Annotated in this window: 13 protein-coding genes; 12 read left to right on the forward strand and 1 reads right to left on the reverse strand. The window is 38.4% G+C overall.

Annotation, left to right across the window (positions count from 1 at the left end; translation table 11 throughout):
- Window positions 1-24 precede the first annotated feature (24 nt).
- Window positions 25-1,803: a DUF885 family protein gene (locus tag H5117_RS14625; protein WP_182738482.1), complete on the reverse strand. Its 1,779-nt coding sequence runs from the start codon at window positions 1,801-1,803 to the stop codon at window positions 25-27.
- A 334-nt stretch (window positions 1,804-2,137) separates the two neighbouring features.
- Here H5117_RS14625 and H5117_RS14630 point away from each other — a divergent pair, with 334 nt between their 5' ends.
- The 12 genes from H5117_RS14630 (at window position 2,138) to H5117_RS14685 (ending at window position 14,762) form a co-directional block, all read left to right on the forward strand.
- A complete protein-coding gene (locus tag H5117_RS14630; RefSeq protein WP_004334947.1) occupies window positions 2,138-3,124 on the forward strand; it encodes a GGDEF domain-containing protein in 987 nt (328 codons plus the stop codon).
- A gap of 83 nt (window positions 3,125-3,207) precedes the next feature.
- Window positions 3,208-3,963, forward strand: a complete 756-nt coding sequence (gene ubiE / locus H5117_RS14635; protein ID WP_024597074.1) for a bifunctional demethylmenaquinone methyltransferase/2-methoxy-6-polyprenyl-1,4-benzoquinol methylase UbiE — start codon at window positions 3,208-3,210, stop codon at window positions 3,961-3,963.
- 11 nt (window positions 3,964-3,974) lie between these two features.
- Window positions 3,975-4,658: an SCP2 domain-containing protein gene (locus tag H5117_RS14640; RefSeq protein WP_182738484.1), complete on the forward strand. Its 684-nt coding sequence runs from the start codon at window positions 3,975-3,977 to the stop codon at window positions 4,656-4,658.
- 9 nt (window positions 4,659-4,667) lie between these two features.
- Complete coding sequence (ubiB, locus tag H5117_RS14645; RefSeq protein WP_182738486.1) at window positions 4,668-6,269, forward strand: ubiquinone biosynthesis regulatory protein kinase UbiB; 1,602 nt, start codon at window positions 4,668-4,670, stop codon at window positions 6,267-6,269.
- A gap of 80 nt (window positions 6,270-6,349) precedes the next feature.
- Window positions 6,350-6,598: a Sec-independent protein translocase subunit TatA gene (tatA, locus tag H5117_RS14650; RefSeq protein WP_004334954.1), complete on the forward strand. Its 249-nt coding sequence runs from the start codon at window positions 6,350-6,352 to the stop codon at window positions 6,596-6,598.
- Window positions 6,599-6,603: 5 nt separating this feature from the next.
- Window positions 6,604-6,936 (forward strand): Sec-independent protein translocase protein TatB, encoded by a 333-nt coding sequence (gene tatB, locus H5117_RS14655; RefSeq protein ID WP_024597077.1) that lies wholly within the window; start codon window positions 6,604-6,606, stop codon window positions 6,934-6,936.
- Between the two features lie 48 nt (window positions 6,937-6,984).
- Entirely contained in the window at window positions 6,985-7,725 is a 741-nt protein-coding gene (gene tatC / locus H5117_RS14660; RefSeq protein ID WP_182738488.1) for a twin-arginine translocase subunit TatC, read from the forward strand.
- Between the two features lies 1 nt (window position 7,726).
- Window positions 7,727-8,242: a hypothetical protein gene (locus H5117_RS14665; RefSeq protein WP_182696408.1), complete on the forward strand. Its 516-nt coding sequence runs from the start codon at window positions 7,727-7,729 to the stop codon at window positions 8,240-8,242.
- On the forward strand, window positions 8,242-9,027 hold the full coding sequence (locus H5117_RS14670) for a TatD family hydrolase (RefSeq protein WP_182696409.1): 786 nt from the start codon (window positions 8,242-8,244) through the stop codon (window positions 9,025-9,027). The genes H5117_RS14665 and H5117_RS14670 overlap by 1 nt, the downstream gene beginning before the upstream one ends.
- Window positions 9,027-10,880 (forward strand): diguanylate cyclase, encoded by a 1,854-nt coding sequence (locus tag H5117_RS14675; RefSeq protein WP_182738491.1) that lies wholly within the window; start codon window positions 9,027-9,029, stop codon window positions 10,878-10,880. Before H5117_RS14670 ends, H5117_RS14675 begins: the two co-directional genes overlap by 1 nt.
- Before the next feature lie 12 nt (window positions 10,881-10,892).
- Window positions 10,893-11,903: a porphobilinogen synthase gene (gene hemB, locus H5117_RS14680; protein ID WP_182696411.1), complete on the forward strand. Its 1,011-nt coding sequence runs from the start codon at window positions 10,893-10,895 to the stop codon at window positions 11,901-11,903.
- Window positions 11,904-12,029: 126 nt separating this feature from the next.
- On the forward strand, window positions 12,030-14,762 hold the full coding sequence (locus H5117_RS14685; protein ID WP_182738493.1) for an ExeM/NucH family extracellular endonuclease: 2,733 nt from the start codon (window positions 12,030-12,032) through the stop codon (window positions 14,760-14,762).
- Window positions 14,763-15,016: the final 254 nt, after the last annotated feature.

Below are 15,016 nucleotides of genomic sequence, written 5' to 3' on the forward strand. Positions count from 1 at the left end.
TCAAGGTTTATAAGCCCTACAAAGCTAATTTTGCAGCTTAGTTAACTCATTTTTTATATATAAACGTACCTGTGTTTCTAATACTGACAAGGGCACTGAACCATGGCGAAGAACCTGATGGTGAAATTCGCGAATATCAAAATTTGGTCCAAGCGCTTGCTCTGCTTCAACACGTAAACGTTTAATAGTTAACTCACCAATTTTGTATGACAGTGCCTGAGCTGGCCAAGATATATAACGGTCAGTTTCTGTTTTAACATTATGCAGCGAAAGCGCGGTGTTCTCGCTCATAAAGTTCATAGCTCGCTCGCGGCTCCAGCCATACATGTGCATCCCTGTATCAACAACCAAACGTGCTGCTCGCCACATTTCATAAGTTAAGCGACCAAAACGGCTATATGGGTCTTGATAAAAGCCTGCCTCTAAACCTAAATATTCAGAGTAAAGCCCCCAACCTTCGCCAAATGCCGAAAGGTAAGCATCACGACGATAGCTCGGCAAATTTTCAAGCTCTGCATTAAGTGATATTTGTAAATGATGACCTGGCACTGCTTCGTGCAATGTTAATGCTTCTAAAACATACAGAGGGCGCTTATCTAAAGCGTAAGTATTTACCCAGTAGTATCCAGCTTCATCATCTCGATTAGAGCCAGAATACCGACCTGTTGTGTATTTAGGGGCAATACTTGCGGGTACCGGTGCCACGCCATAAGGTTTACGCGGTAAGGTATGAAATAACTTAGGCAGCTGTGCATCCATTTTTTTAGCAATGTAAGATGCTTCTTTTAAAAGTTGCTCAGGTGTTGTTGCGTAAAACTGTGGGTCGGTACGTAAAAAGTGAATAAACTCAGCAAATGAGCCTTTAAAACCAACTTCTTTTATTACAGCTTCCATTTCACCTCGAATGCGAGCAACTTCTTTTAAGCCTAGCTCGTGGATCTCTTTTGGTGTCATGTCGGTAGTAGTGTAATGCTTAGCACGGTTTTTATAAAAAGCTTTGCCATTAGGGGTTTCTGAAATACCAATACTTGTGCGGGCGCCCGGTTGGTATTGCTCAGTAAAAAACGTTAAGTAGCCTTTATATGCTGGTATTACTTTATTTTTTAAAACAACTTTAGCTCGCTGTTGAAGTGCATAAAAGTCACTCTCACTTAAACTGGCAGTGTTAGCTAAAAACGGTTTATAAAATTCTGATTGAGTTACATCATCAACAATATAAGTACTTATGGAGTCTTCGTATCCTTCTAACACTGCTTTTGGTTGGGTGAGACCTGTTTCGAGCCCTTTTTTCATCCAATATATATTTTGCTCAAAAAAGCGGGGGATTTGTGCTAAACGTGCAAGGTATGTCTCTAAATCTTGCTCTTTTTTATATTGAGAACTGTTAACGATGTACGACAGACCGGAGTGAAAACCATACTCAGATGTAAGCGGCATGTAATGCGCATTAAACACATATTCGTCTACGCTATTTTGTACCTGAGCACGAATAATACTTAAGTTAATTTGATTTTCGTCACTAAGCTTAGTTGCATCTACGCCATCTAAGTCTGCTAATAATTGAGTATTACTTTTGTACTGCTTTGCTAAAAATTCTGGCGATAAATTGGCAAGTAAATAGCCATCAACCCCTTTTGAAGTGCTATAAGGGTTTATACTTTCTCTAAATTGAACAATAGATTGTGCCACTTGAGTAAACTGCTCATCCGCATTGGGTGTGGTTATTTGACATGCACTTAACGAACATAAAGCAGTTATGCCAAGAAGCGTTTGGCGAAGCGTTTTTGGAAAAAAATGATTCATTATTATTTAACTTGATGATGCAATAGATTGCATAAAACTATCGTAGGCTAAAGAAATAGCAAGTAAATGAGACAAACTAGCATATTGAAATAATGCTACATACGTTAACAGAAGTAAAAACCAGCCGAATTGATGAGAAAAACAGCGATTGGGCTGCTAAAGTAAAATTTAAGTTCCCTAACTATCGTTTTTGCTTTTAAATAGCGCGGATAATGATTACTGTATAAAAAAATAATAAAAAGCTCGGACGCATAACCGCCTCATGGAATGAGATATTTTAAAATTTGCACTTATGCGTACTTAGTTGGTATTTAAAATGATGTTCCATGATTCCATGGCTATTGCACAAGAGAAGATGACTAAAGTGTGTGTGTTTTTAGAGCGCTATGCACTTTCTCCTACGCCGCTCAATTATCAAGTTGTTTATACCTATACTAGCCAAACTAACCTTGAGCTGAACAAAGCCTTAGACCGCGCTATTGCGGTTGAAGATAATATAGACAGTGTTTTAATTGAACAGCTCCATGCTGAATTTTTAAATACCGGTCACACAGAGCAAGTCAACATGATTCAAAATGTTGATGGTGTTATAAGTTCACTTTCTCAAAACTCTCAAGCTACTGAAAAACAGATAATTCGCTTTGCGGGTCAGGTGAGCGAATGCGTACATTCACTAGATGAGAACAACATAGAACAAAGCCGTCAAGCGCTTGAAGTACTTCATAATCAAACCGCCGAATTACTAAATCAACACAAGCAATTTAAGCAAGAACTAAGTAAAGCCAAACAACTACACGAAAAAACAAAAAAGCAGCTAAATCAACTTCGTAAACAACATATTATTGATAGCCAAACAGGGCTTTATAAACGCCATTATTTAACGCAACAAACTCAAGTATGGACTAATCAAAAAAAGTCTATTTGCGCCATTGCGATTCAAATAGATAACCTTGATCACTTTACTGAAAATTACGGTGATATAATTGGTGAAGTTATTTTGAATAAAGTAGCTAAACAAGTGCAAAAATATGTTTTTCAAAGTGGCTTGCCTGGCCGCACAGCTAAAGATCAATTTACTGTTTTACTCGCCGATATAGACCCAGAAACAGCCAATGTTATAGCTGAAAAAGTCCGAAATGGAGTCGAAAAGCTTCGCTTTGTTAGTTCAAAAACAGGGATTAAGTTACCTAGTATTGGCTTATCTCTAGGAATTGCTCAACATCTACAAGAAGATGATTTTAACCAGTTAGCTAAAAAAGCGTCTCATGCGGCTTTTAAAGCGCGGTCATTAGGGCAAAGTAGCTACACTGCAGGGCAATAAATTACCTGATAAATCATATTCAAATTGCACCTACTGCGTACAATAAAGTACACTAACCTCTATTGTCACGATAGAGATTAGTCATGAACGAAACCGAACAAAAGACCACGCATTTTGGTTATAAAACAGTAGCCGAGGGCGATAAAGCTTCTATGGTTGCTGATGTATTTCACTCAGTAGCTGCAAAATACGATGTAATGAATGATTTAATGTCTTTTGGTGTGCATCGTTTATGGAAACGTCAAACTATTGCAAGCTCAGGTGTTCGTAAAGGCCATCATGTACTCGATTTAGCCGGCGGCACTGGCGACTTAACGGCAAAATTTAGTCAACTAGTTGGCGAGACCGGTCAAGTTGTTTTGGGCGATATAAATTCATCTATGCTTAAGGTTGGTCGTGAAAAACTACACAATCTTGGCTTAGTAGGCAATATTGACTACGTACAAATGAATGCTGAAATGCTGCCATTTCCAGATAATAGCTTTGATGTGATCACTATTGCCTTTGGCTTACGTAACGTTACCGATAAAGACAAAGCATTACGCTCTATGTACCGTATTTTAAAGCCAGGTGGCAGATTACTTGTTTTAGAGTTTTCAAAACCAGAGCATGACGTACTTAGTAAAGCTTACGATTTTTACTCATTTAATTTATTGCCAACAATGGGTAAGCTAGTTGCTAACGACAGTGAATCGTACAAGTATTTAGCTGAGTCTATTCGTATGCATCCAGATCAAGACACATTAAAAGCGATGATGGAAGATGCAGGCTTTGAACAAACAACATACCAAAACCTCACAGGCGGAATTGTTGCACTGCATCGTGGTTTTAAATATTAAGGCTAGCAGTTATGGCGCTTGAAAAAATAACCAAAAACAATAAAGGTGCAATGTCATCTGAGTTTTTTATGTTACCTAATTTTGTACTCTCGCTTATTGAGCGTGTACTAAATCAAGCGCTTAGCCTGGACCCACAATTATCTCAAAAGCTAAACGCCGTTAAACATAAGCGCTTAGTGGTTGAAATAAGAGATTGGCAACAAAGCATCCAACTCGTTTATAGTGCTGATCAATTACACTTATACAGCGCTCAAAGCAATGAAAACGCAGATTGTATGATCAGCGCAGATATAGACACACTTTTAGCGCTCAAAAACCCTGCAATGCTTACCCAATTAATTCGCCAAGATAAGCTCGACTTACAAGGCGATTTAAACATTGCGCAAACTTATAGCAATGCATTTTCAGGTATCGATATTGATTGGCCTGAACAACTTTCTAAATACATTGGCGATGCCCCCGCTCAGCAGTTATACCTGCATTTAAAAGAACTAAAACAAAAGAGCAGCAAAACCAATACTAAAATAAGTACCATGCTTACAAGTTTATGCCAAGATGAGCTCGCAATTACTATTCATCCATTAGAACTTGAGCAATTTAAACAAAAAAATAGAGAACTCAAAGGACAAGTCGCTGCTGTTGAGCAACGCATTAACGCCCTCTTAAACTCTTTTTTACCTTCAAACACCCGCTAAGGATTTTTTGTGTCGACTGCACGTTTGTATAACATCACCAAAACGTTACTTAGCTATGGACTAGACGAGCTAATTCCAAAGCATAAAGTGCCTTGGTTTGGTAAAGTAGCCCGTGGCAGTTTATTTTGGCTGCGTAATCAGCACAAAGAAAAACCGGCAGGGCTACGTTTACGTTTAGCATTGCAAGAGCTGGGTCCTGTTTGGATCAAATTTGGTCAAATGCTCTCTACTCGTCGTGATTTACTCCCTCATGATATCGCTTTAGAGCTTGCGTTTTTGCAAGATCAAGTTCAACCATTTGAAGGCGAACTTGCACAAAAAATAATAGAAAAAGCGCTCGAAATTAACGATATAAGTGAATTATTTAGTGAGTTTTCACAAACTCCACTAGCCTCTGCATCTATAGCGCAAGTACATACAGCAAAACTTATTGATGAGCAGAGTATTGAGCAAGATGTCGTAATTAAGGTTATTAGACCCAATATTTACGAGCAAATTAATGCCGATTTAGCGTTAATGGAAAAGCTCGCAAAGGTACTTGCAAAAGTACATAACGAATCAAAACGCCTGCGCCCGGTTGAAGTAGTTAAAGAATATAAAAAAACACTCCTAGACGAGCTCGACTTAATGCGAGAAGGTGCCAACGGCATTCAACTAAAACGCAATTTTGAAGGCTCTGATTCATTATACATCCCTGCAGTTTACAGTGATTACAGCCGTAGCAATGTGCTGGTGATGGAGCGTATTTACGGCATACCCGTCTCTGATACCGATGCACTTATGGCGCAAAACACTAATATGAAATTACTTGCTGAGCGTGGCGTAGAAGTGTTTTTTACGCAGGTGTTTAGAGACAGCTTTTTTCATGCCGACATGCATCCGGGTAATATTTTCGTCTCTCGAGAGCACCCTGAAAACCCAATGTATATCGGTATTGATTGCGGTATTGTTGGTACGTTAAGCAAAGAAGATAAACGCTATTTAGCTGAAAACTTTATCGCCTTTTTTAATCGTGATTATCGCCAAGTTGCACAACTACACGTTGATTCTGGTTGGGTACCACCAGATACTAGCATTGAAGAATTTGAATTTGCGATTCGCACAGTTTGCGAGCCTATATTTAATAAACCTTTGGCTGAAATTTCATTTGGGCACGTACTCGTAAATCTATTTAATACTGCACGTCGTTTTAACATGCAGGTACAGCCGCAATTAGTATTACTACAAAAAACTTTATTATACGTTGAAGGATTGGGGCGTCAGCTTTACCCACAACTCGACTTATGGAAAACAGCTAAGCCCTTTTTAGAAGATTGGGTAAAGCAACAAGTTGGACCGCTATCAGTACTGAAGCAAATGTATGCTAACTTACCATTTTGGGCTGAAAAAATGCCTGAGTTACCGGATCTAATTTATCAAAATTTAAAGCGTGCACCACACATTCAACCTCAAGAACAAAAGGTATCTCATAAACCTTTAATATTGAGTTTATTTGGTAGTGCTACAATGATTATGGCAACACTTTGTTACTTACAACACCATTTAATAGCTGCAAGCATTGCAATAAGCTTATCGGCTATTAGCTTTATAGCGGCATGGCGCAGCGCATAAACTGGGTGCTATTTGCGCTAGTGAGCGTATAATTAGTATTTAAAATAAACATTTAACCGTTTTATATATTGGAGAAAACCATGGGTTTTGGTGGTATTAGTATTTGGCAATTATTAATTGTTTTAGCGATCATAGTTTTACTTTTTGGCACAAAAAAACTACGCGGGATGGGTGGCGATATTGGGGGCGCTGTAAAGGGCTTCAAAAAAGCAATGTCGGATGATCAAATGAGCGAGAAAGAGAAATCCGAGCAAATTCAACAATCAGAAAAAAACACTGCTGACAACTCAACCGATACTGAAAAAAACAAAGATAACAATAAGGTTTAATTAGTATGGGCATGTGGGAACTTGTTGTTATTTTTATTGTTGGTTTAGTGGTGCTCGGCCCTGAGCGCTTACCTGTTGCGATTAGAACAGTGAGTAAATGGGTTAAAACCGCTAAATCACTTGCCAACTCAGTAAAAGCCGAAGTAAGTGAAGAACTTCGCATCCATGAGCTGCACGAAAACCTTAAAAAAGCAGAACAGCAAGAATTAAAAGATTTAAGCCCTGAGTTACAAAGCTCACTAACAGAGCTACAAAAAGCGGCTGAATCAGTTACTCACAGCTACAAGAAACAACAATCTGATACATCAAATAACCAACAACTTGATGAGAAAAAGTGAAATTTATTTCTCACTTTGTGGTCAACTTACTACATGGTATAAAAAATAATGGCTGAGGAAGTAAAATCAGGGTTTGTAGCTCATTTAATTGAGTTGCGTGATCGGCTAATAAAAGCACTATTGAGCATTTTATTATTTTTTATCGCGCTGTTTTATTTTAAAGATGATATTTACGAACTTATAGCTGCACCATTAGTAGTTCATTTACCTAATGGCGCGACCATGATAGCTATAAATGTGAGTGACCCTTTTATAATCCCTATGATGCTTACTTTTTTTGTTGCGGCTTTATTATCTACTCCATGGATACTTCATCAAATTTGGGGGTTTATAGCTCCTGGCTTGTACCAAAATGAAAAGAAAATGCTAATACCTATACTAATCTCAAGCGTTGTCTTGTTTTATGGGGGTATCGCTTTTTGCTACTTTGCAGTACTACCAATTATATTAGGTTTTTTTACAAGTACAGGTCCCGAAATGATGACTCTAGCGCCCGATATCGCTAGCTATCTAGGATTTGTATTAAAATTGTTTTTTGCATTTGGCGTCGCTTTCGAAATTCCTGTGGCTATTATGTTGCTATGCTGGAGTGGCGCAACAACAACAAAAAGCTTAAAAGAAAAGCGCCCATATATCGTCGTGGGTGTTTTTGTAGTCGCGATGTTTTTAACACCGCCTGATGTATTATCACAAACATTGCTAGCATTTCCGATGCTTCTTCTGTTTGAACTAGGTCTAATTTTAGCAAAGTTTTATACCGCTAAACCACAAAAAGAATCTGAGGAATAAAATGAAAAAACAACTGCTCTCACTATTGGTTTTATTAAGCGCACCGACTTTTGCTGCGCAAACAGAGTTTAATACTCAAGCGTTACAGGCATGTAGCTTTATTGAAAACGATTTTAACCGCTTACTTTGTTACGATAATACCATCGCGGGTAAGTCACTGGTTAAGCCATCAGTAACAAAAACGCTCACACCACCAACAGCTAATAATGTACCTCAGGCAGTAGCCACAACACCAACAGAAGTGAAAAAAACAGCAGATGAGTTTGGGTTAGAGTACAAAAAATCACAGACAGAAAAAGACGCTGAAATTAAAGCGATGGTTGCTTCAGTTGAAGAAGCTGCTTACGGCGAGTTAATTATTTCGCTAGATAACGGTCAACAATGGCGTCAAATTGGCTCTGACAGCATGCGCTTGAAAAAGAACGATACGATTGTAATTAGCCGTGGTGTTTTTAACTCATTTTTGCTGCATAAAGAAGGGCAAAACCGCTCTATTCGCGTTAAACGTACTAAGTAATGTCATATACATTAATTGATGCTGGAGTTAACTTAACTAATCATCAATTTGATGAGCAGCATCACGATGTAATTACCCGTGCCAATGAAGCGGGTGTTACAAATATGCTTATTATTGGTTGTGATATTGCAAGCAGTCAGCAATCACTTGAACTTGCAACAAAGCATCTTCAATATTCTACGGCGGGTATCCACCCACATGATGCAAAATCAGCCACTAATGAGCTAGAAGCACAACTAACTGTACTTGCAAATAATAAGCATGTTATTGCTATTGGTGAATGTGGCCTTGATTATAACCGCGACTTTTCGCCTCGCGATGTACAGCGCAGTGTTTTTAGGCGTCAATTAGCACTTGCAGAGAAATTAGATTTACCTGTTTACTTGCATGAACGTGATGCAAGTGACGACATGCTGAGTATTTTAGAAGAGTTTAGTATTCGCGGTGTACTCCACTGCTTTACGGGTAACTCAGCAGCTCTAAAGCAATATTTAGATTTAGGTCTATATATTGGTATAACGGGTTGGGTATGTGATGAAAGGCGTGGAAAAGATTTACAACAGCTAGTGCCTAGCATTCCTCTAGATCGATTATTAATAGAAACTGATGCACCATTTTTAATTCCACGAACAGTTAAACCAAAACCTAAATCACGTAAAAATGAACCTGCCCTGCTTCCTTATATCTGTCAAACGGTTGCACAACTTTATCAAATAGATGAAGAAGTTGTGGCCCGTAAAACTACAGAAAACTTTCACCGTGTTTTTGGTTTAGAAGATCGTTAATGGCCTATACAAAGGCACTTTTAAGCCTATTAGTATTCCTTTGCACTTTTTGCTGTTTCGCAAACCCAGTAATAATAAAACACGATTTTAACTCTCAAAACATTAATAACCTGTATTACTCTTTTGAACCAACGTCGCTATTAAGTGCACAACAAAGTAGCCATATACAGTGGCAAAAAAACACAGCAAAACCCCTTAATTTAGGACTAGAGCAGCGTCCTGTATGGATAAAATTTAAAATAAAAAACACACTTAGTTATAATACTGAGCAAATATTGTCACTAAACAATCCTTTGCTAAACGACGTTCAAGTATATCAATTACATAACTCGCAATTACTTTCTTATACTCAAATTGGTGATGCCTACCCCTTATATAAGCGCACAATTAAAAGTGAATCTTTATTAGTTAAACTGCTCAGCCCTGCAAATAGCGAAACGCTTATTATAATGAAAGTGGCGAATAGCTCAGGCTTGCGAGTCCCTTTAACACTGTGGCAACCAGAAGCTTATTTGGCACACAAAGGAAAACTCAATTTACTCTATGGCTTATTAATTGGTTTTATATTTTCTTTGGGTGTGAGTTGCATAGTTTTATATGGTTTTTCACGTAAAGGTTATTTTGTTTATGCTGGGGTTATATCTCTCACATTAGGTAGTGTATTAGCCTACATTTGTGGTTTTGGCTTAAGGTACGTTCATCCTAATTTGCCTGCATTACAGCAAGTTATGATCCCTATATTACTTACGCTTATCACTTTAATGTTTTTGCCTTTGCAAAAGCAAGTTTGCCATCCAAGGCCCTCACTTCTGCTAACTATTCAAAAAGTTGTAGTTAACGCTTTAGCCATTTCGTTATTATTTATTTGGCTACTTCCAAACAACATAGTTACATTATTTTGTTTAATCACTACTCCAATCGTTTTAGGCTTTTATATTGTAACTACGCTTATGTGCGTGCGTTTAACGCCTTCTAAACCAAACAAAGCACTATTACTTGTATTGGTTTTTTTCTTGGTGGTAATGCTTTATTTTATTGTTGCAGTAATGGGCCTACACGCCTTTGACAGAAGTACGCTCGCATTTGTATTTGCATGCTTTTTTGGTTGCACTTTTTGCTTATGCTACAGCGTAATGAAGTTATTTATTTTACAACGCGATGAAGAAGTAATTGCTCAACAAACCTTGATTGCTGAAAACACAGCACAAGATACACTACTTAAAGAGCGCTTAAAATTACAAGAAAAAACTCGCCAAGAACTTGAATCTCAAGTGGACGAGCGCACCTTTGAATTACAAGTGACGCTTAGAGAGCTTGAAGAAAAAAACCGCTCACTTGAGTTACTAAATACTGAAGACGCATTGACTGGAATAAAAAACAGACGCTTTTTTGATAAAAAACTGGTAATGGAGCTTCGTCGCTCTCGTCGAGAACAAACGCCGCTTAGCATTGTTATGCTTGATATAGATCGATTTAAAAATATCAACGACACGTACGGCCATATCATTGGCGATCAAGTTATTAAAGCAGTGTCTGACCTTATAAAAGACCATTTAAAACGACCACTCGATGAAGTTGCCCGTTATGGCGGTGAAGAATTTGTTGTGCTATTACCTAATACCCCTAGTGAAGGCGCACAAGACATAGCTGAAAAAATACGAGCTGATATCTCAGTAAGTACAGTAACGGTTGCCAATAATGATATTCAATTTACTATTAGCGCTGGTGTATACACCAGTATTGCTGATGATGTTAGCAACCCTCAAATTTTTACTGAGTGCGCCGACAAAGCACTTTATTACGCAAAGCAGCATGGCCGTAATCAAGTAATTACTTTTCCATTACCACAGTAGGAGCATATTAACATGGCCCAATCAGGATTAGACCTTTTCCCATATACTCGCATGCGCAGAATGCGCCGCAGCGACTTTTCTCGCCGCTTAATGGCTGAAAACCAGCTTAGCGTAAATGATTTAATTTACCCTGTATTTGTACTTGATGGTAAAAATCGCCGCGAGGTAATTGAATCAATGCCTGGTATTGAGCGCCTATCAATTGATTTACTGCTTGTTGAAGCAAAAGAACTCGTTGAACTTGGCGTACCTGCCGTTGCTATTTTTCCAGTAACGCCTGCGGATAAAAAATCATTATTTGCCGAAGAAGCATATAACGATGATGGCTTAGCACAACGCACCGTAAGAGCGTTAAAAGAAGCTTTTCCTGAGTTGGGTGTGATTACTGATGTAGCACTTGACCCTTTCACTACGCATGGCCAAGACGGTATTATTGATGATTCAGGTTATGTTATTAATGATGTCACTACTGAAATTTTAGTTAAACAAGCACTTTCCCATGCAGAAGCTGGTGCTGATGTTGTTGCCCCTTCTGATATGATGGATGGTCGTATTGGCGCTATTCGCGAAGCACTTGAAGCTGATGGGTTTATTCATACTCGAATTATGGCCTACTCAGCTAAATACGCATCTAGCTACTATGGCCCATTTAGAGATGCTGTAGGCTCTGCTGGTAACTTAAAAGGTGCTGATAAAAAAACTTACCAAATGGATCCAGCAAACTCTGATGAAGCAATACGTGAAGTCGCATTAGACTTACAAGAAGGCGCTGATATGGTTATGGTAAAGCCCGGTATGCCTTATTTAGATATTGTACGGCGTGTTAAAGACGAATTTGGTGTACCTACTTTCGCATATCAGGTAAGTGGCGAGTATGCAATGCACAAAGCAGCAATTGATAACGGTTGGTTAAGTGAAGAGGCTACAATAATGGAATCTTTACTTGCATTTAAGCGTGCAGGCGCCGATGGAATATTAACCTACTTTGCTAAGCAAGCCGCAAAATATCTAACAAAAAAATAATTTTTTATTAAAAGGCGGTTAAACCGCCTTTTATTTACATTCGTTTACATTTTTGTATTATTTCCGTCATATTTATTCTCTAAACTGGTGTCCCATTTTGGGATTAATACACGGGAATAATAAAAAATGTTTAAAACAAAAATAACACCACTCGCACTTGTTATAGCAAGTCTCAGTGCACCAGTATCCGCTGATCTAATCATTTCAGAATATATAGAGGGAAGCAGTAATAATAAAGCAATTGAGCTTTATAATAATGCTGATACGGAGCTTTCTCTTGAAGGTTATACTTTAGGACTCTATTCAAATGGTAGCAGCTCGATTGGCAACTCGATTGATTTAACCGGAACATTGGCCGCCAATACCACCTACATTATTTCAAACCCCAGTGCAGCAGCTACAATACTTGATATTGCAGATGAAACCAGCACAGTAACCTACTATAACGGTGATGATGCCCTTGTTTTAACTAAAGACGGTGTAATTGTTGATAGTTTTGGTCAAGTTGGTTTTGATCCGGGTTCAGAGTGGTCTGAAGGGGGTGTAACTACGGTTAACAAAACGCTGCGAAGAAAAGATAGCATTACCACAGGCCGAACTGACTCGACAGCCATTTTTGATCCTAGCGAAGAATGGGAACAGTTTGATATTGACACCTTTGATGGATTAGGTTCACACACAGGAAACGGCGGTACCGCTCCTGTGCCAGACCCTGAGCCAGAACCACTTGAACCACTAGTTTGTGGTGCAGAAAAAACACTAATAAATGCTATTCAAGGTGACGGCTCTGCTAGCCCACTTGTAGGTACATTAGTAGAACTTGAAGGTGTTGTAAGCGCCGATTTTCAAGGTGATGAACAATTAAAAGGCTTTTTTGTTAACTCACTGGCTGCTGATATAGATGCAAATCCACTTACCTCTGAAGGTGTATTTGTATATTTTGCAGATACTGACGTGAATGTAGGCGACCATGTACGTATACAAGGTACTGTTGAAGAGTATTTTGATGCAACACAAATTGGCAGTGTTAGCCAAGTTGCAGTGTGTGGAACTGGTTTAGCTGCAGCAGCTACAAAAATCACTTTACCTTTAGCTAATACAACTGATTTAGAAGCTTTTGAAGGTATGTTAGTCACATTAGAGCAACCATTAGTAGTGACTAATAACTTTGGTCTTGGTCGATATGGTGAAGTTGAATTAGCAACAGAGCGCTTGTACCAAGGTACTCAGGTTGCGTTACCTGGCGATGCTGCTAATGCAGTTGAAACTGAAAATCTACTTAAAAAGATTTTAATAGATGATGGCTCTACAGTACAAAACTTAGACCCTACAGCTTATCCAACTCCAGGCTTATCGGCAGAAAATACATTACGAACTGGCGATACTGTTAATACTGTTACAGGGGCACTTGCTTATAGCTTCGGTCTTTACCGAATTCACCCAACTTTAGCGCCTTCGTTTATTGCAACAAATGCACGTGAAGATGCGCCTGAACTTAATGCTGAAGCAGATTTACGTGTAGCTAGCTTTAACGTACTTAATTACTTCAATGGTGATGGCCAAGGCGGAGGGTTCCCTACATCTCGAGGTGCAGATACTGAAGCTGAATTTATTCGTCAAGAAGCTAAAATTGTAAGTGCTATTAGCGCTATTGAGGCCGATGTTGTTGGTTTAATGGAAATTGAGAATGATGGCTTTGGCGAATTTAGTGCAATTGCTAGCTTAGTAGATGCATTAAATGATGCAGATAGTGCTAACAACTATGCATTTGTTGATTTTAACGTAGATCAAATTGGTACCGATGCAATTACTACCGCACTTATCTATCGTGCTAACAAAGTAGAAGAAGTAGGCACTGCTGCCATTACAACTGAGGCTCCATTTGATTTTAGTAACCGTGCTCCAATTGCACAAAGCTTTAAATCAATAGAAACTGATGAAGTATTTACTGTTGCTGTGTCACATCTTAAATCTAAAAGCTGTGGTAGTGCTTCTGGAAATAATGCAGATTTAGGTGATGGCCAAGGCTGTTGGAATGAAATACGCACGCAAGGTGCTAATGCATTCGCAGATTGGCTTGATAGCAAACCAACCGGTGTTGATGACGAAGATACTATTTTAGTCGGCGATATGAATGCTTACGCAATGGAAGATCCAATACGTGCATTTGCTGATAAAGGCTACAAAAATGTAGTTGCTGAAATTGATGGTGATACACTTGGTTATTCTTATAGCTTTTCTGGTCGTGCAGGAAGTTTAGACCATGCAGTAGCTACACAATCATTACTTAGCAAAGTTGTCGCTGCAACAGATTGGCATATCAACGCAGATGAACCTATTTCACTTGATTACAATGTAGAGTTTAAAAGCGAAGGTCAACAATCTAGCTTGTACTCTGAAAGTGCATACCGCGCATCAGACCATGACCCTGTGATTATTGACATTAAATCTGAAATTACTTTAACGCCTGAAGAGCAAACACCTGTAATTGCAGCCGATCAAGTTTTTGCAATCGATGAAAACAGCGCAATTGGCACAATTATCGGCACGCTCGATTTTAGTGATCCAAATGCCGATGAATCACCTGTTGTTAAATTTATTACATCTGATAATGACAGCGTTTCTATTAACAATGAGGGGCAGTTAATTGTTGCTGGAGAGATTGATTACGAATTCGAAAATCGTATTACTTTAACAGTACAAGCTCAAGATAGTGCTGGTAACTTATCAAACATTGAAAAAGTAGCCGTTAAGGTAAATAACTTACGCTCAGATGATGATAATGATGCAGGTTCATTATTATGGTTATCACTTCTTTTAGCACCACTATCAATAGTGCGTCGATTTAAAAAGAAATAATTAAGTAAAATCTAAACATATAAAAAGCCGCTTTTGCGGCTTTTTTATTTTATACAAATGTAATTCAGACAAGCTTCATTAAACTCCCCGTAATATGTTCATACGATTAGTGAGTCTTCTAGTAATTAATCAGTAACAACTACATAAGATTGAGTGAATTTTACACAACAAAAACCTCAATGAGTTACGTATATTGGTTTTCCTATTGATAAATATGAACTTTTATAAGGGTTCACATTTTGCTTTAAGTAAAT

The sequence above is a fragment of the Pseudoalteromonas sp. SG45-1 genome, from assembly GCF_014164135.1.
GTDB lineage: Bacteria > Pseudomonadota > Gammaproteobacteria > Enterobacterales > Alteromonadaceae > Pseudoalteromonas > Pseudoalteromonas distincta.